7 protein-coding genes and 2 pseudogenes (1 of these 9 only partly in view) are annotated in these 26,559 nt (G+C 62.0%); 4 read left to right on the top strand and 5 right to left on the bottom strand.

The features are described from left to right. Positions 1 to 98: 98 nt before the first annotated feature. The gene (locus JFT87_RS28845; RefSeq protein WP_446739739.1) at positions 99 to 872 is read left to right on the top strand and encodes a hypothetical protein; all 774 of its coding nucleotides are present in this window, start codon (positions 99 to 101) and stop codon (positions 870 to 872) included. A gap of 124 nt (positions 873 to 996) precedes the next feature. Continuing rightward, complete coding sequence (locus JFT87_RS16155) at positions 997 to 3,168, top strand: ATP-binding protein (RefSeq protein WP_201202751.1); 2,172 nt, start codon at positions 997 to 999, stop codon at positions 3,166 to 3,168. Between the two features lie 96 nt (positions 3,169 to 3,264). Here the strand turns inward: JFT87_RS16155 and ycaC are convergent, their stop codons facing one another. Then, entirely contained in the window at positions 3,265 to 3,897 is a 633-nt protein-coding gene (gene ycaC / locus JFT87_RS16150; RefSeq protein ID WP_201202750.1) for an isochorismate family cysteine hydrolase YcaC, read from the bottom strand. 151 nt (positions 3,898 to 4,048) lie between these two features. Beyond that, entirely contained in the window at positions 4,049 to 4,543 is a 495-nt protein-coding gene (locus JFT87_RS16145) for an Lrp/AsnC family transcriptional regulator (RefSeq protein ID WP_201202749.1), read from the bottom strand. 125 nt (positions 4,544 to 4,668) lie between these two features. Between JFT87_RS16145 and JFT87_RS16140 the strand changes: the two are divergent. Then, positions 4,669 to 6,128, top strand: a pseudogene (locus JFT87_RS16140) (transporter). A gap of 174 nt (positions 6,129 to 6,302) precedes the next feature. Next, entirely contained in the window at positions 6,303 to 7,052 is a 750-nt protein-coding gene (locus JFT87_RS16135; protein ID WP_201202748.1) for a helix-turn-helix transcriptional regulator, read from the top strand. Between the two features lie 219 nt (positions 7,053 to 7,271). Here JFT87_RS16135 and JFT87_RS16130 read toward each other — a convergent pair whose 3' ends face one another. The 3 genes and pseudogenes from JFT87_RS16130 to JFT87_RS16120 all read right to left on the bottom strand — a co-directional run. Beyond that, a complete protein-coding gene (locus tag JFT87_RS16130; protein WP_201202747.1) occupies positions 7,272 to 9,230 on the bottom strand; it encodes a MacB family efflux pump subunit in 1,959 nt (652 codons plus the stop codon). 2 nt (positions 9,231 to 9,232) lie between these two features. Beyond that, a complete protein-coding gene (gene macA, locus JFT87_RS16125; protein ID WP_201202742.1) occupies positions 9,233 to 10,381 on the bottom strand; it encodes a macrolide transporter subunit MacA in 1,149 nt (382 codons plus the stop codon). 66 nt (positions 10,382 to 10,447) lie between these two features. Further along, positions 10,448 to 26,559: pseudogene (locus JFT87_RS16120) on the bottom strand (non-ribosomal peptide synthase/polyketide synthase); it runs 1,722 nt beyond the window's last position.

Below are 26,559 nucleotides of genomic sequence, written 5' to 3'. Positions count from 1 at the left end.
ACGATTTCAACTATCCGGTTACCCACGCCGACGCTCAATCGTTATGGAATTACTTTCTGGATTACGGCCTGGCCGGATTCGGCGATTACCAGGACGCCATGGCCAACGATGAGCCGTTTCTGTTTCATGCACGCATCAGTGCTGCGCTGAATATCGGTCTGCTCGATCTGCGGCAGCTGTGCAGTGACGTCGAGTCGGCTTACTGGTCAGGCAGCATTGCGCTCAACGCCGCCGAGGGATTCATTCGGCAACTGATCGGCTGGCGCGAATACGTACGCGGTGTTTACTGGCTGAAGATGCCTGATTACGCCCAAGGCAATTCATTCGCCAACAGCAGGCCTTTGCCAGCGTTCTACTGGACTGGCGAAACGCAAATGAACTGCATGCGCCAGGCGATCAGTCAAAGCCTGAAACACGCCTACGCCCATCACATCCAGCGGCTCATGGTCACGGGTAACTTTGCCCTGCTTGCCGGCATCGCCCCGAGCCAGATCTGCGAGTGGTACCTGGCGATCTACATGGACGCTTTCGACTGGGTGGAACTGCCCAACACCCTCGGCATGGTCATGCACGCTGACGGTGGTTACCTCGGCTCCAAGCCTTATTGCGCCAGCGGCCAATACATCAATCGCATGTCTGATTACTGTCGCGGCTGCGCCTACAAGGTCAGCGAAAGCACCGCCGACAACGCCTGCCCGTTCAATGCGCTGTACTGGCATTTTCTGCTGCGCCATGGCGATTTGCTGCGTGGCAATCAGCGTATGGCCATGATGTACAAAAACCTCGACCGCATGCCTCAAGCCAAGCAGCAGGCGCTTTGGCAGCGAGGACAGAAGTTGCTCGACATCCTCGATAACGGCGAAGCGTTATGAAACAGGCTGCACGCGCTGTTGCGGGTGCAACTAAAACATCGGCCGGCGTGTCAATGGTGGGATTCCCGATCCAGGTTTGAACCGTGTTTAATAAACGCCAACAAAAACCAACGAAGCCCGAGTGGTGAAAATTCTGAAACGGCTTACTCGCGAAGAACTGGAGGCAGAGCTCTTGCATCTGCGCCAGGTTCTGCAGAACAGCGCAGCAGCAACGCCGAACATGGCCGCCCAACTGGCCGCCAGCCGGGCGGCGCTCGCCAGTAGCGAAGCGCGTTTCAGCACCATCCTGGAAACCATCGAGGCAGCGTTCGCCATCGTCAAAGTCAAATTCGACGCCGACGACCGCCCCGTGGATTACTGCTTTGTCGAAGCCAACCCGGCATTCGAACGGCACGCAGGGGTCAACCTGCGGGGTAAATGGGTCACCGAGTTCGCGCCCAATCTGGAGAGTTTCTGGTTCGAAACCTATGGCCACGTGGCCAAGACCGGAGAACCGGCGAACTTCGAGAATTACGCCAATACCTTTGAACGCTGGTTCGATGTGCGCGCCGTGCGTGTCGGTGACCCCGCCGATCGACAAATCGCGATCTTTTTCAGTGACGTCACCGAACGCCGAGCTGCCGAGGAACGGCTGCGGATCAGCGAGGCGGTAGCGCGGGAAAACGTCGAGCGCGTGCAACTGGCCCTCGCCGCCGGCGCCATTATCGGCACCTGGCATTGGGACCTGCCGACGGATCGCTTCACCGTGGACGAAGCCTTCGCCAGGGTTTTTGACCTTGATCCGGCGCTGGGCCACATCGGTCTGAGCCTGGAGCAAGTGGTAACCACCGTCCACCCCGATGACCGGGACGGGGTCACGGGCGCGATCAATGAAGCGATTGCCCGTGGTGGCGCCTATTCCCATCAATACCGGGTGCGCGGCGCCGATGGAAAATACAGCTGGATCGAAGCCAACGGGCGTGTCGAGTGCGCCGATGACGGTACCCCGCTGCGCTTTCCCGGGGTACTCATCGATGTTGAGGATCGGCGCAATGTCGAGGCCGAGCGAGATCGCGCGAACGCGGCATTGCGCGCGCTCAACGAAACACTGGAACAACGCGTATCCGCGCGCACGGCCGACCTCATGCAAGCCGAGGAAAAACTGCGCCAGTCGCAAAAGATGGAAGCCGTCGGGCAACTGACCGGCGGCCTGGCCCACGACTTCAACAATCTGCTGGCCGGCATCTCGGCCGCTCTGGAACTGATGGACAAACGTATCGGTCAAGGCCGTTTCAAGGACGTCGACAAATACATGGTGACCGCCCAGAGCGCGACCAAACGTGCCGCCGCCCTGACCCACCGCTTGCTGGCCTTCTCCCGCCGCCAGACACTCGATCCACGGCCGACGGATGTCAACATCCTGATCGTCGGGATGACCGAACTGATCCAGCGCACCGTAGGCCCCGGCATTCGTTTGAAAACGGTCGCGGCCGCGCAATTGTGGCCGACGCTCGTCGATGCCAGCCAACTGGAAAACGCCCTGCTGAATCTGTGTATCAACGCCCGCGATGCCATGCCTGATGGCGGGCGTATCACCGTCGAAACGGCCAATCGCGCCATTGATGCTGCGTCGGCCAGCGCGCTGGACATACCCGAAGGTGAGTACCTGTGCCTGTGCGTCACGGACACCGGAACCGGCATGGCGCCCGACATCATCGCCAAAGCCTTCGACCCGTTTTTCACCACCAAACCACTTGGCCAGGGCACCGGTCTGGGGCTGTCGATGATCTACGGGTTCACCAAGCAATCCGGCGGACAGGTGCGCGCGCAGTCGCAAGTCGGCCAAGGCACCACGATGTGTATCTACCTGCCACGCTACTACGGTGAGGCGCTGCAAAATCACGATGCCACGCACAGCACGACAACACCGCTTGCGAAACCAGGCGAGACGATTCTGATTGTCGACGACGAACCCACGCTGCGCATGTTGCTCAACGATGTGCTTGGCGAACTGGGTTATAACCTGCTGGAAGCCGGCGACAGCGTCGAAGGCTTGCAAGTCTTGCGCTCGAATGCGCAAATCGACTTGCTCATCACCGATGTCGGATTACCGGGCGGCATGAACGGACGACAACTGGCCGATGCGGGCCGGGCCATCCGGCCAAAACTGAAGACTTTGTTCATTACCGGCTACGCAGAAAATGCTGTCATTGGCAGCAGTCAACTCGGGCCGGGCATGCAAGTGCTGACCAAGCCTTTTGCGGTCGACACCCTGGTTTCACGGGTCAATAGCCTGATAGCCGCCAACGTTGAATGAGGCCCCCGCGATCACTCGCGCGGATCGTCGCCATCTTCTCCTGCAACGCAAAAAGCCTGCTTTTCAGGGCAGGCTTGGCGATGCAGCAATGCGTGATTACTTCTGCTGAGCGGTCAGCGCCGCGTAGCCATTCATCAGGTTGCGATAGTTAGGGATCCGCTGCGACAGCAGATTGCCCAGGCCTTCAATGTCGTTGCGCCAGTCACGGTGCAACTCACACGCCACCGAAAACCAGTTCATCAGTTGCGCGCCAGCCTGGGTCATGCGACTCCACGCCGCCTGCTGCACGGTGGTATTGAAGGTGCCGGAAGCATCGGTCACGACAAACACCTCAAACCCTTCCGCCAGCGCCGACAACGTCGGGAACGCCACACACACATCCGTCACTACGCCGGCAATGATGATCTGCTTACGGCCGGTAGCCTTGATCGCCTTGACAAAGTCTTCGTTGTCCCAGGCGTTGATCTGGCCTGGACGAGCAATGTACGGCGCGTCCGGGAACAGTTCCTTGAGCTCCGGCACCATCGGGCCGTTCGGGCCGTTTTCGAAGCTGGTGGTGAGGATGGTCGGCAGTTTGAAGAACTTGGCGAGGTCCGCGAGGGCCAGCACGTTGTTCTTGAATTCGTTGGGCGAGAAATCCTGCACCAGCGAAATCAGCCCGGTCTGGTGATCGACCAGCAGCACGATGGCGTCGTCTTTGTTCAGGCGGTTGTAGGTTGGAGTGGTCATGGTGTGCGTCCCTTTTCGATGTTGGAAGTTGTTGTTGCGTTCAAGTTGGGTACAGATTACTGACGCATCGAACGGGGATAAATCGGTTGAAAGGCGTTTCACTGTCAACCCAAAAGGGACAATCGATAATACTGTTCAAACGCCTTGGGCGTCAGCACTGGCCTGCCCCACTCGGCACGTCCAGCCCGACCTTGACCCGGTCCAGCGCCACGATGGTCTTGAACCAGGTGACGTTAGCGTTTTCGGCAAACAGTTTCCGCGCCAGTAGCTGGTATTCCTGCATGCTGGCAACCGTCAACACGAGGACAAAATCCACTTCGCCGGTGACGTAGTAGCACTGCTGAACCTCGGGTACGGCAAAGTGCGCTTTCATGGCCTCCAGCGCTTCGAGGCTGGTACGTTCGGCCATCACTTCGACAATGATGGTAATCGGTCGCCCTACCGCCGTCGGGTCGACAATGGCGACATTGCCGGTGATGACGCCCGCTTCTTCCATTCGTTTGATACGGCGCTGAACAGCGGCTGTGCTGAGGTTTACCTGCTCGGCCATCAGGCGCAACGGCGTGGTGTTGTCGCGCTGGACGAGGTCGAGGATGGCCCGGTCGAACTTGTCCAGGGAGTCGTAAGCTGCGAGGTTTTTGGCCATGGTCAATCCGTGAGAAATTTTCTCGAAAACTAGCAGAAAACCGCGACCCTTTATCTGATCGTGAGAAATATTATCGTGCTCGCCGCCTGCATTCGCAGCGCGAACTCACACAGGATTTCATTGGCATGGTCGCTCTGTTTCATCTTTCTCCCGTCCTGTTGGTCACCGCCATGCTCGTGGTGCTGCGCCGCCCGCCCGTACACGCAGCCATCGCAGGCACGTTGTTGGTGGTAGTGCTGTGGCTCGCCGGTATCGCTGATGCGTGGCAATGGGCGAGCCTGCTCGCCGCCGCCGAAGACACCGTCGTGCTGTTCGCCAGCACCGCTTTCGTGATTGTGCCGGGGCTGGCGTTCGTCATCGTCATCGAGCGTCTGGGCGTCAATCTGGCCCTGAGCCAATGGGTGCGTTCGCTGGGACTGGGACGCGGCGATCAACTGGTGTTTATCGTTCTCGGACTGGCGCCGTTGCTGGAAGCCATGACCGGTTTCGGCGTGTCCTTGATCGCCACGGTACCGTTGCTCTTGAGCCTTTTCGAGCGCCGGGTTGCGCTGCGCATTGCCCTGACCGGCATGGCCATCATGCCGTGGGGAACGTTGGGCCTGGCCACGGTGATCGGCGCCTCGCTGGCTCATCTTGACGCGCGGGCGCTGGCGGCGACTTCAGCACTGACCAGTGCACCGGTGTTCCTCGTTTTGAGTGCGCTGGCGCTGTTCCTCGCCGGCGTGCGTGAGGCGCGGGAATGGCGCGCGCTCGGTCTGTTCTGGCTGGTGTTTGTCGGCGTGCTCTACGCGGCGAGTCGCTGGCTGGGGCCGGAAGTCGCCGGTGTCGCGGCGGGACTGCTGACCGCCAGCACCGTTCTGGCCAGTGGGTTATGGCGTCTGCATCGCCGCAGCAACGGCCACGGTTCAGTGCACTGGCCACGTCAGGCCTGGCCGTATCTGGCGCTGATTGTCAGCATTGTTGCGTTGAAAACCTTGTGGGCGCTCACCGCCTGGCAGGATCTGTGGGTCGTTCACGGTGCCCAAGTGACCTGGAAACCCCTGGCCTCGCCGGGTGTTGCCTTGCTGCTGGTGTTGCTCGGGCTGGAACTGCATCGGCGGAAAACACCGCGCTCAACGAGCCCCGACATCAGCCTGCCGGCAGCCTTGGTGGCGCGGGCCAAGCGACCGCTGCTGACGATTTTTTCTTCCTGGCGATGTCGCAGATGATGGTCAAGGCCGGATTCCTCGCGGGCCTGATGCAACTGCTCGCTGGCCTGTCGCCCACCGCAGCAACATCTGTGGTTAGCCTGCTGGGCGCCCTGTCGGGTTACATGACCGGATCGAACGTCGGTGGCAACGCGATCTTCATGCCGGCCATCGCGATGCTCCCGGACGCCTCGCGCCTGTTGCTGGCGGCGGCACAAAACAGCGCAGCAGGCCATGCCGCCCTGGGCTCGCTGTCGATTGTCATGTTGATTCTCGGGCTGGCCAAGACCCAAGGCACCGAGGAAGGCGAACTGATCAGGTTCGGCTTCGCGCTGGCGTGCCTCAACACCGCGCTGGTGGCGGTGGCCGCAGGTTTACTCAGTGGCAGGATCGGATAGGCACGCGCCACGTCAGGCTTGCGCGGTTATGAGCTAATAACGCCTTCATTAAACCGTCGTCGAAACGTTGTACTAGGATAGGATCGTCGTCTGGAAATGTTTTTGCCGGCCATGGAGCTTCACGCCGGTATTCCAGGGACGCGAGTACCCCATTGCAACTCATGGACGAACAATATGAACTCACACCTGTTTCCGTATATCGGCAAGGTCATCGCCAGCACCGGCAGCCGGCATTTTCCGCGCATGCTGCATGACCTGATCCTCACCCAACTGGCCGTCGATGCCACCCATATTCGGCAGATGCGTGTCGAGCCGGTGGGCCGTGCCACCCGCCGCAATGAACCCGAACCGTTGAAAGAAGCCGCGTTGCTCGCCGAAACGGTGTTTTCCGAGCGCAACGCAGCGACCGCCCATGACCTGCCGAACCCTGATTCGTCGACAGTCACCGATGCCTCGCAACTGCATCTGACCCGGCGCAAGGACGGCTACCGCTATGTGATTTCGGTGTATCGCAACGATCAGTCGCAACGTTTTTCCGCGCAGGAGCGCAGCCGCCTGCAAGATATTTCGCCGCTGCTGCTGCCGATGGTAGAAAAACACATCTGTGCCCTGCAACCGGCCGATCCCGACTGCGAACGCCCGGCCGAGGCCACCGAAGGCTCGGGCATCGAGACCCTGCGCCTGCGCTTCAATGAGCGTTTGCAACAATTGGGGTTGAGCCTGTCGAACCGTGAAAGCGAGGTGTGCATCGGCCTGCTCGCCGGGCGCACGGCCCCGGAGCTGGCCGAACAGTTGCAGCTCAAGGTCAACACCGTGGAGAGCTACCTCAAGCGCGCCGCGATCAAACTCGGCATCAGCGGGCGACATTCATTGATGCGCTGGATGTATTCGCCATTGGAGACGTCTGCGTCGAGTGCGGCTTGATACACAGGGATTAGCGAGAGCTTCGGTTTTTTCGGTGTATCAGTGAGATTCTCCCCTCACCCTGGCCCTCTCCCCCATAGTGGCGAGGGGGAAAGGGAGCCTGTCTTTGTGCTTTTCAAAATCCGAGTTCGACCCGGTATCCCACATCGGTGCAACTCGAAAGATCAGCACGCTCAGTCCCCTCGCCCTCCGGGAGAGGGTCAGGGTGAGGGGTAGCTCTTAATCCCGTGCCAACGCTTCAATCGGGTCAAGTCGCGAGGCGTTGCGCGCCGGGACGAAGCCGAAGACGATGCCGATCAGCGTCGAGCAGATCACCGCCGTGAGCACCGAGGTCAGCGAGAAGACCATCTCCCATTCCTTGATAAACAGCGAAAACAGATGCCCGATGGCATACGAGAGCGAAATCCCGATCGCCCCGCCCAACAGACACACCATTACCGCCTCCACCAGAAACTGCTGACGAATGTCCGACTGCCGCGCGCCCACCGCCATGCGAATGCCGATTTCGCGGGTCCGTTCAGTCACTGACACCAGCATGATATTCATCACGCCGATACCGCCGACCACCAACGAAATCACCGCGATCAGTGACAGCAGCAACGCCAGTGAGCGGCTGGTTTTCTGTACCGTCTGCAAGACACTGTCGAGGTTGTTGGTGAAGAAGTCCTTGCTGCCGTGGCGTTGCAGCAACAGTTGCGTGACGTGTTCCTCCACCACCTTGCTCGGCTGGCCGTCCTTCATGCGCACGCTGATGCTGTCCAGATAACGCTGACCCAACACCCGCCCGGCCGCCGTTTCGTAGGGCACCCAGACGTTAAGGGTCTTGCCCGAGGCAAACAGGCCTTTATCCTGCGCCGCCACGCCGATCACCGTGCATGGCAGGTTACCGATCAGAATCACCTGACCCAATGGATCAACATCCTGTCCGAACAGGCGCTGGCGGGTGTTGTGATCGATCACCACCACCTGCGCCTGACGCCGCGCATCGCTTTCGCTGAACGGGATGCCCGCCGCCATCTTGATCCCGCGCACCTTGAAATACTGATCGCTGACACCGTTGACCTGCGCATCCAGATCGATATTGCGATAGCGCAGCAACAGGCTGCGGCCGATCATCGGCGTGGCGCTGTCGACGTAGTACAGCTGATTCAGCGCCGTGACATCGGCAGGCGTCAACGTTTCGATGGACGCTGCACGCTTGTCACCGTAACTGCTGCCGGGATAGACATCGATGGTATTGCTGCCGATGGCCGCGATGTCCTTGAGCACGTAGTTCTTGGCGCCCTCGCCGACGGCGGAGATCGACACCACCGAGGTGATGCCGATGACAATCCCGAGCATGGTCAGCAAGGTGCGCATGCGATGGGAAATCAAAGCGACCCAGGCCATGCTGAAGGCCTCCTTGAACAGTCCGAGACTGGCGACCAGACGTCGTGAGGCCGTCGCTTTCGGCGCCACCGGCTCGTCACTGAGCAAGTGCGTGGTGTCACGTTCGTTGGCGCGGTCGCTGAGGATTTCGCCGTCACTGACTTCGATGATGCGCTCGGCGTTGGCCGCGACTTTCGGGTCATGGGTGACCAGAATCACCGTGTGCCCGGCGGCGTGCAGCTCCAGCAGGATGCGCATCACTTCTTTGCCGCTGGCAGTGTCCAGCGCGCCGGTCGGCTCGTCGGCGAGGATCACTTCGCCGCCATTCATCAAGGCCCGGGCGATACTCACGCGCTGCTGCTGACCACCGGACAACTGGCTCGGACGATGCGTCAGGTGCCCCTCCAGCCCCAGCCGTGCCAACAACTCCTTGGCCCGGGCATGGCGCTGAAGCTGAGGCGTGCCGGCGTAAATCGCCGGCATCTCGACGTTGTGCATCGCGCTCAAGTGCGGCAGCAAGTGGTAGCGCTGGAAGATGAAACCGAAATAATCGCGGCGCAATTCGGCCAGCGCCTGATTGTCCAGATCGCGGGTTTCCCGGCCATTGATCTTGTAGCTGCCGGCGGTCGCGTAATCGAGGCACCCGAGGATGTTCATCAGCGTCGATTTACCCGAGCCGGAGGCGCCGATGATCGCCACCATTTCCCCGGCATTGATCGTCAGGTTGATGTTCTTCAAGGCCAGAAACTCGCGATCGCCGGCGGTAAAACTGCGGGTGATACCGGTGAGCTGTAACAGTGGCTCAGTCATGCTCAGGCCCCCGCCACATTGGTCAGCGGATCACCGATGACCACGCGATCGCCTTCAGCCAGACCGCCATTGATCTGCACTTTGACGTTGTTGTTGATCCCGGTCTGCACATTGCGCGACTGCGCGTGGCCCTTTCCGTCCAGTACACGCACCGGAAAACTGCCGTCGGCGTTACGTGGCCCGAGCGCCGCCACCGGCACGGTCAGCACCGACTTGGCGGTGTCGAGGACGATACGCACCTGCGCGGTCATCGAAATACGCAGGCGATGGTCGGGATTCGGCACCTCGAACAGCGCGTTGTAAAACACCGCAGCGCTCTGTTTCGGCGTGCCGGTGGGTGCCGTTTCGAGAAAATTCTGCGGTGCCGGTTCCGTGCCGCGCAGCTTGGCGTAATAGCGTTTGTCTTCGCCAAGAATGGTGAAATACACCTCCTGCCCCGGCGCAATGTGAATCACATCGGCTTCCGAGACTTGCGCCTTGACTGTCATGGTGTCCAGATCTGCCAGCTTCAGCAGGATCGGCGCCAGTTGGTTGGCGATCACCGTCTGCCCTTCCTGCGTGACCACCCCGACCACGTCGCCATCGATCGGCGCGACAATCCGTGTGTACGCCAGATTGACCTTGGCCGTGTCGATCTGGATGTGCGCGCTCTTGATCTGCGCATCCAGCGACATCAGGTTGGCCTGCTGCACCCGGTAGTTCGACTCGGCGGTTTCAAAATCCTGGCGCGAGATCGACGCATCCTCCTGCAGGTTCTGATAACGCTGGTAAATCGCCTTGGTCTGCGTGAGCTGGGCTTGCGTGGCGCGTTTCTGCGCTTGCAGGTTTTCCTCATCGACTTGAGCCTGACGCAAGGTGTTTTGCAGTACCAGCGGATCGATCTCCGCCAGCCACTGACCTTTTTTCACCTTGTCGCCGACCTTGACCTTCAGCGATTTCAGTTGGCCGGAGACCTGCGCACCGACATCAACCTGTTTGATCCCTTCGAGCACGCCGGTGGCCAGCACCGCGTTCTCGATGTCATCGCGTTCGACCGTGGCGGTCAGGTACTGCGGCGCCTCTGCCGGTGCCTGCACCGTGTAAAACACCAACCCCGCCACCACTGCCAACGCCAATCCCATACCGACTTTGCGCCACTTCGACTTTTCCATAAATAACCACAAGTCCGTTCAGGATTGAGCCCGGCGCGACGCCGGGCTCTGGTAGATAAACAACGATCAGGACAATATTTCGCCCGTTGGCACTTTCAGCCCGTCATGCCACCACGCCGCGAGACTGAAGACGTTGGGCGCCTTGAGAATCGTGAAATGGTTGCCCGGCCCGTACCACACCGCCAGATCCGCGACCTGCCGCTGCCAGCCCTCGACCATCGCCGCCTGCTCGCGCTGATTGCCCCACGCATCCAGCGTCGGATCATCGACCAGCGCCAGCCGTACTGGCCCGGTATAGGCCAGTTGTGGTTGATAGACCGTGCGCAGTGCCGTGGCGAAGGTGCGAACCGGGCCATGCATCGCATCAGGCGCGGCGCGCTCCGACAGCACGCCGGCCTGCACCACGCCGGCATGCAGCAAGCGCATTTGCGTGGCGTCATCGGCCTCGGCGAACGTCTGCGGATCAATCTCCAGCGACTTGCCACTGGACAGTTGCAGCGTCTCGATCAAGCGCTCCAGCGCCGCCGTAGCGGTGTACGGTTTGCCCGCCGAGCCGTTGCCGCCCGGCGCCTCGCTGTCGATCAACGTCAGTGATGCCACCTCCCGCCCGGCCGCTTGCAACTGCGCTGCCATGGCATGCGCCACCCAACCGCCGAACGAATGGCCGATCAAATGCACCGCACCTTGCGGGTACAACTGCTCGATGGCTTGCAGGTAGAACGCCGCTGCAGCCTCGACCTGACTGTGCGGCACACTGTTGCCGTCCAGCCCGCGCGGTTGCAGACCAATGATCGGCCACTCCGGGCCGATTGCTTCGGTGAGGTGAATGAACCCGGTGACGCTGTCACCCGCCCCCGGCACACAGAAAATCGGCGCATGACCAAGGTGCCCGGTCTGGATCGTCAGCAGCGGCTGATACACCGCTGCTGCTGGCGCGACTACAGCCTCAAGCGCCTGCGTGATGGCTTGTCCCAGCGCCTGAATATCCGGGTTTTTCATCATGCTGCGGTGATCACCGGGAATGTCGATGCACTGCAGCAGACGGCTGTCGAAGCGCTCCTCCCAGCCGCGTGTCGGGCTTGGCACAGACTGGCCCTCCATCAATGCCTGAGCGCGGAACAGATGAATCGTCTGGCTGGCCGGGCTTACCCGGTAATGCGCCAAGGCCAGGCGATGCGCCGCTTCACGATCGAAGTAATGCCAGGCATCGGCCGTGCTGACCGTCGCCAGTTCCGGATCGGTCAGTTGCTGATCCTGGCAACGCTGGAACAGCGCGTGGAAATCCAGTTGTTCGATGTCGGCTTCCAGTGCCTGCACTGCCGCCAGCGCGGCGGCGCCTTCAGCACCGCGCATCATCGAACGCCCCCGGCAATGCCCCAGTAACTGGCGCTTGTCGAGATCCTTGCCGCTCCACATTGCCTTGTCTTGAGCCAGTGAATTGGGTGCGTAGCTGTCGAGCATGCCGATGAAGTCGACCAGTTGGTCCTGGCCAAGCAATTGCTGGGCAACTTCATGCGCCAGCACGCCGCCGAACGACCATCCCGCCAGACGATACGGCCCGTTTGGCTGCACCGATCGGATGATCCCGGCCATCCGCCTGGCCATGCATTCGATTGTGCGTAGCTGTGGCTGACCCAGCGGCACGCCGGGCAGGCCATAAATCGCAAACTCGCCGCCAATGTGCTGCGCCAGCGTCGGGAAATACACGTCGCGGCCACTGAATTCATGAACCAGGAACAGCGGAGTGCCACGCTCCCCGGCACGCACTACGACCAACCCCTCCGGTTGCCCGGCGACCTCGCCCCGACCGAGCAATGCGGCGGCCGACTCGATACTCGGGTGCTGGAACAATTCGGCCAGCGACACGTGCAATCCGCCGCGTTCCAGCAGATTGACCAACCGCACCGCGAGCAAAGAATGCCCACCCAATTCGAAGAAGTTGTCGTGACGACCGACCTGCTCGACGCCAAGCACTTCCGCCCAGATCCGCGCCATCACGGTTTCAACCTCGCCTTGCGGCGCCACATAAGGACGGTTGATCACTGCGTCTGCGCCCGGCTCTGGCAAGGCCTTGCGGTCGACCTTGTCGTTGGGGGTCAGCGGCAATGCCTCAAGCACCACGTAGGCGCCGGGCACCATGTATGCCGGCAAACGCTCCAGCACATGGGCGCGCAAGACGTCCAGGTCTGGCGCCTGCAGCCCGGCCCGCACGGTGTACCAGGCCACCAGACGTTCATCGCGGACCATCACCACGGCTTCGCGAATGGCCGGGTGTTCGATCAACCGCGCTTCGATTTCACCCGGTTCCAGACGCAAGCCGCGCAGCTTGATCTGAAAGTCATTGCGCCCGAGGAATTCCAGATCACCGTCGTTGTTGTGGCGCGCCATATCGCCGGTGCGGTACAGGCGATCACCCGGCACGAAAGGACTGTCGATAAAACGCTCGGCCTGCATGTCAGGCAGTGCGTGATAACCACGCGCCACACCCACGCCGCCGATGTGCAACTGGCCGCTGACACCCTGTGGCACCGGTTGATCGTGCGCATCGAGAATGTACAAGCGCGTATTGCTCAGCGCTTTGCCGATCGGCACCCCGTTGTGCGGCACCGGCTGATCCGGCTCAAGCGTCCAGCCGGTGCTGTCGACCGTGGTTTCAGTCGGGCCGTAAACGTTATGCAACCGTACCCACGGCAGGCGATCACGCACCTGACGCGCCAGCGCCGCACTGAGCTCGCCGCCACCGTTGAGCACATCGGTGAGGCTGGTGCACTGGCTGACATCAGCCTGTTCGATGAAGTCCTGCAGCAGCGCCGGTACAAACTTGACCACCGTCACTTGATGCTCGCGAATCGCCTGCACCACATAAGCCGAATCGCGGTTGCCATCGGGCCGCGCCAGTACCAGACGCAGGCCGGAACACAGCGGCCAGAAGATCTCCCACACCGAACTGTCGAAGCTGAACGGTGCCTTTTGCAGCAACGCACCGTGTTCGGTCGGCGGACTGAGCTGCGAACCCCAATGCACCATGTTGCAGGCGCTGCGATGCTCGATCATCACGCCTTTCGGCAGGCCGGTGGAGCCGGAGGTGTAGATCATGTAGGCCAGGTTGGCGGCACTCAGGCCCGGCACCTGCGGATCGTAATCGGGCAGGTGCTGCCAGGTACCGAGATCGAGGTCGATCAACGTCGTCGTATCCACGTCGAACAATGACCGGGTAGCCGCCTGCACCAGCACCGCAACCGGCGCGCTGTCCTTGAGCATGTAGGCCAGACGCTCCGCCGGATATCCCGGATCCAGCGGCACATACGCCCCGCCCGCTTTGAGAATGCCCAGCAGACCGACCACCAGATCCAGTCCGCGCTCGACGCAGATCGCCACACGTGAATCTGGCTGCACGCCCTGCTCGCGCAAGTGATGGGCCAGTTGGTTGGCTCGCGCATTGAGTTGGCCGTAGGTGAGGCACCCGGCTTCGGACTGCACGGCAATGGCATCGGGTTTACCGCGTACCTGCGCCTCGAACAAGTGGTGCAACGGCTGTTCCAGCGCGCAGTCGACTTCGCTGGCATTGAAATCGAGCAACAAGCGCTGACGTTCTTCCTGTGCCAGCAACGGCACCTGCTCCAGCAGCGTTTGGTCATCAGTCACCAGCGCAGCGAGCAACTGCTGGAAGTAACCGACAAAACGCCGCACCGTCGCCTCATCGAACAATGCCGTGGCATAACGCAGCGAGCCGCGAACGCCATCGGCGCTATCACCCAGACTCAGCGACAGGTCGAACTTCACAAAGTGGCTTTCCCCCGCTACACCTTCCAGCGTCAGGTCACCGAGCTGCAGACTCGGGCCGTCATTGTTGTCCCAGCTCAGCAGGGTCTGGAACAGCGCGCTGTGGGCCAGACTGCGCAGCGGTTTGCTGATGTCCACCACGTGCTCGAACGGCAGATCCTGATGCGCCTGCACCGCCAGAGTTTGCGCCTTGACCCGTTGCAGCAACGCTTCGCCGCTCAGCGCGCCCGATGTGTCGATTCGCAGGGCCAGCGTGTTGACGAACATACCGATCAAGCCTTCGATCTCGGCGCGGGTACGGTTGGCCACTGGCGTGCCGATCACCACGTCGGTCTGCCCGGACAAGCGACTGAGCAACATTGCCCAGGCGCTCAGGATCACCATGTACGGCGTCACCGCGCGACGCTGACACAGCGCTTTGAGTCCGCGACTCAGAGGCTCGTCCAGCACCACGTCAATATGGCTGCCGGCAAAGTTCTGTTGCGCCGGACGCGGGCGATCGGTCGGCAGGGTCAGCAACGCCGGCACACCGGCCAGGTTGTGCTGCCAGTAATCGCTCTGACGTTGCAGCACCTCACCACTGAGCCAACGGCGTTGCCACACTGCGTAATCGCTGTACTGCAACGCCAGCGGCGGCAGCGGATCTTCCTCATCATGGCTGAACGCCTGGTACAACGCCGCCAACTCACGGGTCAGCACACCCAGTGACCAGCCATCGGAGATGATGTGATGCATCGTCAGCAACAGCACATGATGATCGTCGGCCAGGCGCACCAGACGTCCGCGAATCAGCGGATCGTGCGCAAGGTTGAACGATGCGCTGGCTTGCTCTTCGATCAAGCAACGCAAGGCGTTGTCGGCCTGCGGGTGCCGGCGCAAATCTTCAACCTGCAACAAAAACCCGGTGTCAGCCGGCAAGATCACTACCTGTGCCTGATCGTCGATCTGGCTGAAGCGACTGCGCAGGGTTTCATGGCGCTCGACAATGCGTGCCAGTGACCGTTGCAGAGCGTCTTCATCCAGCCGACCGCGCAGACGCAGACCGAGCGGGATGTTGTACGCCGTGTTGCCACCGTCCATTTGCGCCAGAAACCACAGGCGCTGCTGCGCAAACGACAGCGGCAACGCTTGATCACGCGGGGCCGGCAGAATGTCCGGCAGCGTGCTGCGCCCGGCCCGGCTCAATACTTGCGCCACCGCCGCCAGTTCCGGATTGGCAAACAGATCGGCCAGGGTCAACTCTACGTTCAGCTGTTGCCGGACCTGCGACAGCATGCGCATCGCCAGCAACGAATGGCCGCCCAACTCGAAGAAATTGTCGTGTCGACCAACCTGCTCTATCTGCAACAACCCGGCCCAGATCCGCGCCAGGTGTTCTTCCAGGGTAGTGACCGGCGCTGCATAGACCCGACTGAGCATGGCAGCCGACGTCGGTGCCGGCAGCGCCTTGCGGTCGATCTTGCCGTTGTTGTTCAGCGGCAACACTTCCAGTTGCACCCATGCCGTCGGCACCATGTAGTCCGGCAGGCGCGCCAACAATCGGCCGTGCAGGTCGACGCTGTCCAGTAGCCCCTCGTGCGCGGTGTAATACGCGACCAGACGCGTGTTCTCCTGACCGTCGCGACGTGCCAGCACCACCGCCTCCTTGATTCCCGGGCAATTCAGCAACCGATTTTCGATTTCTCCCAGCTCGATACGGAAGCCACGGATTTTCACCTGATCGTCATTGCGCCCGATGCAGTCCAGTTGCCCCGGCGCCAGCCAGCGTGCGAGGTCGCCGGTGCGGTAGAGCAGCACACCCGGTTTTTCACTAAACGGATCGCAGAGGAATTTCTCGGCGGTCAGATCCGGTCGATTCAGGTAACCCAGCGCCACGCCCTGCCCGCCGATGTACAGCTCGCCGGTCACGCCCATCGGCACGGGTTGCTGATACGCGTCGAGCACGTACACCTGCGTGTTGCCGATGGGCCCGCCAATCGGCACGCTCTCGGCATTTTCAGCCACCTCCTTCACTTCGAACGTCGTTGCGTAGGTGGTGGTTTCCGTCGGGCCGTAGCAATGCACGATGCGCAGATCCGGCGCCTCGGCCAGCAGCGTGCGGAACGCCGCCGGATCGCCACGCTCACCGCCGCACAGCAGAATCCGCAGGCCTTTGAGCGCCTGCGGGATCAGTTGCACGTATTGGTTGAACAGCGCGGTGGTGACGAACAGGATCGTCGCGCCACGGGTGCTCAACTCACGACCGAAAGCGGTCGGATCAAGCACGGTCTGATGATCGATGATCACCACGCGACCGCCATTGAGCAGCGGCCCCCAGATGTCCATGGTGCTGGCGTCGAACGCCGGGTTCGAGGCGAAGACCACACGATCCTGCGGATTGAAATCGGCGTAACCGTTGTTGAGCACCAACCGGCCGATGCCACGGTGCGGCACCATCACCCCTTTCGGCGTGCCGGTGGAACCGGAGGTGTACATGATGTACGCCAGCGCCTCGGAAGACTGCACACGGTTCGGGTTATGCGTCGGCTGGCCGTTGAGGGTCAGCGTGTCCAGATCGATGCGCGGCGCGGTGTAGTCGATCACTTCACTCCTCAAAGTCAACAATGCCACCGCTCGGCAATCCTCGACCATGAACGCCTGACGCTCGCTCGGCGCATTGATATCCAGCGGTACGTAGGCTGCCGCACATTTGGCGATTGCCAGTTGCGCCACCAGCAACTCCAGCGAACGTGGCAGCAGGATCGCCACGTGATCACCCGGTTGCACGCCCTGGCCGATCAGGTGATGGGCCAGGCGGTTGGCCTGCGCGTTCAGTTCGAAATAGCTCAGCGATTGCGCGCCATGCTCCGCCGCCACAGCCTTCGGATGCGCTGCCGCTTGTTGCTGGAAAATCCCGTGCACGGTCAGGGTCTGCGGGTAATCGCGCGCCGTGGCGTTGAAGTCGTACAGCACGTGCTGGCGCTCATCCGCCGCCAGCAACGGCACCTGTTCCAGTACCGTTTGATCCCCCGCAATCATCGCTTCGAGCAGACGTTCGAAGTAACCGATGTAACGTGCAATCGTCGACGCATCGAACAGCGCCGTGGCGTAGTTGAGCGCGCCGCGAATCACGCCGTTGACCTCGCCCAGTGTCAGCGTCAGGTCAAATTTGGCGACATCGCCCGACCCGGCAACGCCCTCCAGCGTCAGCTCGCCCAATGCCAGTTGCGGGCCGACGTTGCCCTCCCAGCTCAGTGTGGTCTGGAACAGCGGACTGTGCGCCAGGCAGCGAACCGGCCGGGTAATTTCCACCACTTGCTCGAACGGCAGATCCTGATGCGCCTGCGCCTCCAGTGTCCGCGCCTTGACCCGCGCCAGCAGCGCTTCGACGCTCGGCGCGCCCGAGGTGTCGATACGCAGGGCAAGCGTGTTGACGAACATGCCGATCAAACCTTCGATCTCAGCACGGCTGCGGTTGGCCACTGGCGAACCGATGACCACATCGGACTGCCCGGACAGACGACTCATCAGCAATGCCCAGGCGCTCATGACGGTCATGAACAATGTCACGCCATGACGTTGGCTCAAAGCCTTGAGCGCCATGCTCAAGCGCTCGTCCAGCAGCACGTCGACGTTGCCGCCGGTGTAATCCTGTTGTGCCGGGCGCGGTCGATCGGTAGGCAGCGTCAACAAGGCCGGCGCGCCGTCGAGGATCTGCTGCCAGTAGTCGCTTTGCCGCTGCAATACCTCACCGCTGAGCCAGCGCCGCTGCCACACGGCGTAGTCGCCGTATTGCAGCGCCAGTGGCGGCAGCGGATCAGGCTGCCCCTGGCTGAACGCTTGGTACAAGGCCATCAACTCAGCGGTCAGCACGCCCATCGACCAGCCATCGGCGACGATGTGATGCACGGTCAACAGCAGCACGTGATGCTCGTCGGCCAGACGCACCAGCCGTCCGCGAATCAACGAATCGTTCTGCAGATCGAATGCGCTCGAAGCTTCCTGTGCCATCAATGCCTGCAAAGTCTGCTCGGCGTGCAGCTGTTGACGCAGGTCTTCCACGCGCAAGAGCACACTGCTGTCAACCGGGGCAATTGCCACCTGTGCGGTGTCGTCGAGGCTGACGAAACGGCTGCGCAGGGTTTCGTGGCGCGCAACGATTCGCGCCAGCGCCGCTTGCAATGCATCGACATCCAGGTGACCGCGCAGGCGCAAACCGAGAGGAATGTTGTACGCCAAGTTGCCGCCGGCCATCTGCGCCAGGAACCACAGACGTTGCTGGGCGAAGGACATCGGCAGCGGTTGATCACGCGGTGCCGGCACAATGTCCGGTAGCGCGCTGCGCCCGGCGCGCTTCAATACTTCGGCCACTGCACTCAATTGGGCGTCGGCAAACAGATCACTCAGCGCCAGTTCGACGCCGAGGCGCTGACGGATCAGCGAGACCATGCGCATCGCCAACAGCGAATGGCCGCCGAGTTCGAAGAAGTGATCGTGACGGCCGACCTGCTCGACGTGCAGCACTTCGGCCCATATCTGCGCCAGCGCGGTTTCCAGTTGGCCTTGCGGCGCCACATATTCGCGAGTCGGCAGCGCGGCCAGATCCGGTTTCGGCAAGGCCTTGCGGTCGACCTTGCCATTGGCGGTCAGCGGCAATGCCTCGAGCCGGACAAACGCCGCCGGCACCATGTAGTCCGGCAACTGCGCCAGCAGCTGCTCGCGCAACTCGCCCACCGGCAGTGACTCGGCCCCGGCTTGTTCGGTGAAATACGCCACCAGTCGCGGCTGGCCGGGTTGGTCCTCGCGGGCCAGCAGCACCGCTTCATTGATACCGGGGAGCTGATTGAGGCGGGTCTCGATTTCCCCAACTCAATGCGCATGCCGCGGATTTTCACCTGGTCATCGTTACGACCCAGATAATCGAGCGAACCGTCGTCACGCCAGCGGGCAAGGTCACCGGTGCGGTACATGCGCGCATTCGGCAAGGGGCTGAACGGGTCTTGCAGGAAACGCTCGGCGGTCAGATCGGCGCGGTTCAGATACCCCCGAGCCACCCCTGCACCACCGACGTACAACTCGCCCATCACGCCGAACGGCACCGGGCGTTGTTGCTCGTCAAGCAAGTAAACCGCTGCGTTCGCCACCGGTTTGCCGATGTGCAACGCCGCGCCGACTTCAATGCGCCCGGAAGTGGCAACCACGGTGGCCTCGGTCGGCCCGTAGTTGTTGATCACGGCGAAGCGCTGCTGACGGCTGAACTGACGCAAGCGATCGCCACCGATCAGCAAGGTGCGCAAGGTTGGGTGATCAAGATTCTGGCTGAACGCGTATTCGGCGACCGGAGTCGGCAAAAAGCTCACGTCCAGCGGTTGCGCGCGCCACCAATCGAGCAGCGCATCAATGTCTTCAGCGCCGTCATGGGTCGGCGCCAGGTGCAGGGTCGCGCCCGCGCACAGGGCCGGCCAGACTTCCCACGCCATCGCATCGAAGCCAAACCCGGCAAGGCTTGAGGTGTGGCTACCGGCGTGTAAGTCGAACGTTTCACAGTGCCAGTCGACCAGGTTGGACAGCGTCTGATGCTCGACCATGACGCCTTTGGGCAAACCGGTCGAACCCGAGGTGTAGATCACGTACGCCAGATGCGCAGCGCTCAAGCCCGGCACTGCAGGGTTGTGTTGCGCCTGCGCCGGCCATGCGCACAGGTCGACATCGATCACTGGCACGCTCAGCCGCGGCAGTCGCTCGTGCAGATCGCTTTGCGTGAGCACCGCGACCGGCGCGCTGTCACTCAATAAATAACTGATCCGCTCGGCGGGATGCGCCGGATCGATCGGCACATAACCGGCGCCCGCCTTGAGAATGGCGACCAGCCCGACCAGTGTGTCGAGACCCCGACGGGCGACGACGGCCACGCGGTCATCGGCTTTCACGCCCAGTTCGATCAAGTAATGCGCCAACGCATTGGCCTGGCGATTGAGCTGCAAGTAAGTCAGTGGCTGCCCGGCAAACACCGCTGCCACGGCCTGCGGACGCTCGGCGACCTGCGATTCGAAACGCTGGGCAATCGTCAAACCACGCGGGTAGTTGGCCTCGGTCGCGTTGAAGCCCACCAACAACTGTTCACGCTCGTGCATCGGCAGGATCGACAACCGATCAAAGCCCGCGTGCGGCGTGTGCTCCAGTGCATCGAGCAATACGCGCAATGCACCCTGCATGTACTCGCAGATGCGTTGTGCATCAATGCCCGCTCCAGCCAATGCGGTCAGGCTGAAACCCTCGCCGAAATCGTCAACGCTGAGGGTCAGGCGATAGTTGGTGTGCTCCTCGGCCTTGAGCAATTGCATGCCTTGCCACGCCGCGTGCCCCTCGGCCGATGCAGGCCCGGCCGGCGCGCTGTGACGGTAGTTGAGCAGGGTGCTGAACAGCGGCGTACCCGACGGCATGGCGCTGCATTGTTGCGCCTGCGCCAACTGCGCATGCTCATGAGCCAGCAACTGACTCAAACGTTGATGGGTTGCCAGCGCGGCACCTTTGACACTGTGCGCATTGAGTTCAATGCACAGCGGCAAGGTGTTGATGAACACGCCGAGCGCCCGTTCCGAGCCTTCACCACCCTGCAATCGGCCCAGCAACACCGTGCCGAATACCACGGCGTCGCGCCCGGACAATTGCCCCAGCACCTGCGCCCAGGCGAGATGCATCAGGCTGGCGGCGCTGACGCCCAGGCGTCGTGCCTGTTGACGTACGCCATGGCTCAGTGGACGTTCCAGCGTCAGCTGCGCCTGTTGCGCAGGGCCGTCGTGGGCCAGATTCTGACCGTAGGGCAAGGTCGGTTCGTCGACATTGCCAAGCATCTCGCGGAAGAAGCTTTCGTGCTGCTGATCGCTCAACCCCGACAACGTCTGCGCCACGTAGTTGCGATACGGCACCGACGCGGCGAGACGCTGTGGCTGGTCGAGCAGGAAGGCCTGCATTTCGTGTTGCAGCACCTCCAGCGCGACGTGGTCCATCACCAGATGATGGAACAGCAGCAATGCCACGACACGCTGATTGACCGCATCCCACGCGTGGACCACACGTATCAGCGGCGCCTGATTGACGGCCATGCGGTACTGACCGACATCGAAGCAACGGCGCAATTGCGCCAGCACATCACCGCTGGCGCTATCCAGCGCAACGCCTTCGCAGACCAGCGACGCCCGGCGCCAGACTACTTGCACCGGGTTTTCCAGACCCTCCCAGAACAACGAGGTGCGCAGAATGTCATGGCGCTGGATCACCTTCTGCAAGGCTTCGGTGAAGGTGTGCAGACGCTGTTCATCGGCAAATGCAAACTGCGCCTGCAGGACGTACGGATCGCCCTGCGCGGCAGACAGATGATGGAACAGAATGCCCGTCTGCAATGGCGCCAAAGGGTAGATATCCTGCACATTGGCCGCGCCGCCCGGAATGCTGGCGACGATACGGTCAACAGCCTCTTGATCGAGTGTGACCAGCGAGAGCATCTCGGGGGTGATGCGCGTGCAATCGGCAGTGATGCGATTGGCCGGTACTTCGGCCTCCGGCTCGCCACCCACGGCAGCCGCCAATGCCGCCAGTGTCGGCTGGTTGAACAGCACGCGAATGTCAGCGCTCAGGCCGGCGCGACGCATTTTCGCCACGAGGTTGACCGCCAGCAGCGAGTGACCACCCAGTTCAAAGAAGTGATCGTGGCGCCCTACCCGCTCGACATTGAGCAATTCAGCCCACAGTCGCGCGAGGGCGATTTCCACCTCGCCGACCGGCGCTTCGTATTCGCGTGAGATCAGTGCTGTCAGATCCGGGGCCGGCAGCGCCTTACGGTCAAGTTTTCCGTTGGGACTCAGCGGCAGTGCATCGAGATGCACAAACACCACGGGCACCATGTAGTCCGGCAAGTGCTCCAGCAGGTGATCGCGCAGCACGTCGATTTCGAGCCTCTCGCCGGTGTAGTACGCAACCAGACGCTTGTCGCCCGGCACGTCTTCGCGAGCCAGCACCGCCGCTTCCTGCACACCAGTGATCTGGGTCAGACGCGCCTGGATTTCACCCAGCTCGATGCGCAGACCGCGGATTTTCACCTGATCGTCGTTACGGCCCAGGTATTCGATGTTGCCGTCGGCCAGATAGCGAGCGACGTCACCGGTGCGGTACATGCGCCCGCTGGCCTGGAACGGATCGTCGAGGAAGCGTTCGGCGCTCAGCTGCGGTCGGTTCAGATAACCCCGTGCCACCTGCACACCGCCGATGTACAACTCACCGACCACGCCTTGCGGCACAGGTTGTTGTTGACCGTCGAGGATGTACATCCGGGTGTTGGCGATCGGTTTGCCGATCGGTGTGTTGTCCGGGGTTTGCTCCAGTGGCCCGGAGCAATTCCACGCGGTGACGTCGACGGCGGCTTCGGTCGGGCCGTAGAGGTTATGCAACTCGCTGCCCGGCAATTGCAGTTTGAAACGCCGTACCAGACTGCCCGGCAACGCTTCACCGCTGCACATCACCTGACGCAGGCTGTCGCAGCGTGTGGTGTCGCTGTTAGCGAGGAATACGTCGAGCATCGACGGCACAAAGTGCAGCGTGGTGATGTGTTCGCGTTCGATCACTTCGCTCAGGTACTGCGGATCCTTGTGCCCGCCGGGCTGCGCCATGACCAGTCGTGCGCCCGTCATCAACGGCCAGAAAAACTCCCAAACCGACACGTCGAAACTGAACGGGGTTTTCTGTAAAACCGTGTCAGCCGCCGTCAGTTGATAAGCGTCCTGCATCCACAGCAGGCGGTTGACCACCCCGCGGTGTTCGTTGATCACGCCCTTCGGCTGACCGGTCGAGCCAGAGGTGTAAATCACGTAGGCAGTGTGTTGCGGGGTCAACTCAGCGACGCACAGATTGCCCGTCGGCTGCGATTGCCAATGCGCTTGATCGAGATCGATCACCGCTGCGGCCATCTCACCGAGTAGCTCGCGCGTGGAACCCTGTACCAAAACCGCCAAGGGCGCACTGTCCTCCAGCATGTAGGCCAGACGTTCCAGCGGATACGCCGGATCCAGCGGCACGTAACCGCCACCGGCCTTGAGGATCGCCAGCAGTCCGATGACCATGTCCAGACCACGCTCGACGCAAATCGCCACCCGCGAATCAGGCTGCACTCCCAAGCCGCGCAGGTGCCGTGCCAGTTGGTTGGCCCTGGCGTTGAGTTCGGCGAAGCTCAGGCGCTGCGCGTCACTCTGCAACGCAATCGCCAACGGCGTGCGCGCTACTTGCGCCTCGAACAGACCATGAATCGTCTGCTCAAGGTTGTAATCCGCTGTCGTCGCATTGAAGTCGCCCAACAAACGTTGCTGTTCGTCCTGCGCCAATAGCGGTGCGTGCTCCAGCACCGTTTGATCGTTGGCGACCATCGCCTGCAACAGACGCTGGAAATACCCGACAAAACGCAGCACCGTCGCCTCGTCGAACAACGCGGTGGCGTACTCCAGCGAACCCCGAATCACCCCGTTGGCCTCGCCCAGGCTCAGCGACAAATCAAACTTGGCAAAGTGGCTCGGCTCGGCCACGCCTTCCAGCGTCAAATCACCGAGGGCCAGCGCCGGACCTTCGAGAGCGTCCCAACTCAACAACGTCTGGAACACCGGACTGTGCGCCAGGCTGCGCAGCGGACGAATAATCTCCACCACTTGTTCGAACGGCAGATCCTGATGCGTCTGCGCGGCCAGCGTCAGCGCCTTGACCCGCGCCAACAGCGCTTCAACGCTGAGCTCGCCCGAGGTATCGATGCGCATGGCCAGGGTGTTGACGAACATGCCGATCAAGCCTTCGATCTCGGCTCGGTTGCGGTTGGCCACGGGCGAGCCGATCACGACTTCCGCCTGACCGGACAAACGACTGAGCAGCATTGCCCAGGCGCTCATCAGCGTCATGTACAACGTCACGCCGTGCCGTTGGCCCAGCGCCTTCAGGCCGGCGCTCAAGCGTTCGTCGAGCACAACGTCGACACTGCTGCCGGCATAGTCTTGCTGTGCCGGGCGCGCACGATCGGTCGGCAACATCAGCAACGCTGGCGCGCCCACGAGATGCTGCTGCCAGTATTCGCTTTGGCGCTGCAACACCTCGCCGCTGAGCCAGCGTCGCTGCCACACCGCGTAATCGGTGTATTGCAGCGCCAGCGGCGGCAGTGGATCCGGCCGGCCATGGCTGAACGCCTGATACAACGCCATCAGTTCGCGGGTCAAAACCCCCATCGACCAGCCATCAGAGATGATGTGGTGCAGGGTCAGCAACAGCACATGGTGATCGTCGGCCAGACGCACCAAGCGTCCGCGGATCAGCGCATCGTCCTGCAAATCGAACGGCCCCGACGCTTCGCCCTGAATCAGCGCCTGCAAGGTTTCGTCGGGTTGCGGGTGCTGGCGCAGGTCTTCGATGCGCAGCAGCAGACCGCTGTCGACCGGGGCGATCAGCACTTGCGCTTCGTCGTTGTACTGGGCGAATCGGCTGCGCAGGGTTTCATGACGGGCGACGATGCGTGCCAGTGCACGTTGCAACGCATCGTCGTCGAGTCGGCCGCGCAGGCGCAGGGCCACGGGAATGTTGTAAGCGGTGTTGGCACCTTCCATCTGTGCCAGAAACCACAGGCGTTGCTGGGCGAACGACAGCGGCAAGGCGCCCTCGCGCGGTACCGGCAGGATTTGCGGTTGCGCACAGCGCCCGGCGGCGCTGAGAACCGCAGCGACCGCCGCCAGTTCGGCGTTGGCGAACAAATCCCCCAGAGCCAACTCCACACCCAGCCGTTGCCGGACTTGCGAGACCATGCGCATCGCCAGCAGCGAATGGCCACCGAGTTCGAAAAAGTGATCCTGACGCCCGACCCGCTCGACTTGCAGCACATCGGCCCAGATCTGCGCCAGCGCGGTTTCCACCTCGCCTTCGGGCGCTGCATATTCACGGGTGAACAGCGCCGCACGCTCGGGTTTCGGTAGGGCCTTGCGATCGACCTTGCCGTTGGCGGTCAACGGCAGCGCGTCGAGTTTGACGAACGCCACCGGCACCATGTACTCCGGCAACTGGGTCAGCAGGTGCGCACGCAACTCGGCCACGGCCAGCGGTTCGACCTGACTCTGCTCGGTGAAATAGGCCACCAGCCGCGGTTGACCGGGCTCGTCTTCACGGGCCAGCAACACGGCTTCCTGAATGCCGGGCAATTGATTGAGGCGGGTTTCGATTTCGCCGAGTTCGATGCGCACACCACGGATTTTCACCTGATCGTCGTTGCGCCCCAGGTAGTCAATCGTGCCATCGGCGCGCCAACGCGCGAGGTCGCCGGTGCGATACATGCGCGCATTCGGCACAGTGCTGAATGGGTCGTGGAGGAAGCGCTCGGCGCTCAGGTCGGCACGGTTCAAATAGCCACGCGCAACCCCCGCGCCGCCAACATACAACTCGCCCATGACGCCAATCGGCACAGGCCGCTGCTGTTCATCCAGCAGGTACACCGTGGCGTTGGCCACCGGTTTGCCGATGTGCAAGGCATCGCCCGCCTCGATGCGTCCAGAGGTCGCGACCACAGTGGCCTCGGTCGGACCGTAGTTGTTGATTACATCGAATTGCTGATTGCGGCTGAACTGGCGCAGGCGATCGCCACCGATCAGCAGTGTGCGCAGCGTCGGGTGTTCGAGGTTCTGGCTGAAGGCGTATTCAGCCACGGGCGTCGGCAGGAAACTCACGTCCAGCGGCTGCGCGCGCCACCAGTCGAGCAGCGCATCGATGTCCTCGGTGCCTTCGTGAGTCGGTGCCAGGTGCAAGGTCGCGCCGGCGCACAACGCCGGCCAGACTTCCCACGCCATCGCGTCGAAACCGAACCCGGCAAGGCTTGAGGTATGGCGACCGGCGCACAGATCAAACGCGCTGCAATGCCAGTCGACCAGATTCGACAGGGTGCGGTGCTCGACCATCACGCCTTTGGGCAGGCCGGTGGAACCGGAGGTGTAGATCACGTAGGCCAGGTGCGCCGGGGTCAGGCCCGGCACGTGCGGATCACAGGTTTCGCTCAGGGGCCAGGTCAGCGGGTCGAGATCGATCACCGGCACCTGCAGCGCCGGCAAGCGCTCACGCAGAGTGTTCTGGGTCAGTACGGCAACGGGGGCGCTGTCGCTGAGCAAATAATGCAGACGCTCGGCCGGGTGCGCCGGGTCGACCGGCACATAACCGGCGCCCGCCTTGAGAATAGCGACCAACCCGACCAAGGTATCGAGGCCACGGCGGGCGACGATGGCGACGCGATCATCGGGTTTTACACCGAGCGCGATCAGATGATGGGCCAAGGCGTTTGCATGCCGGTTGAGCTCGGCATAGCTCAATTGCTCAGCCAAAAACTGTGCGGCCAACGCTTCTGGCCGCTGCGC

It is taken from the genome of Pseudomonas sp. TH15, assembly GCF_016651105.1.
GTDB lineage: Bacteria > Pseudomonadota > Gammaproteobacteria > Pseudomonadales > Pseudomonadaceae > Aquipseudomonas.
This window is presented reverse-complemented; position numbering and strand designations above follow the sequence as displayed.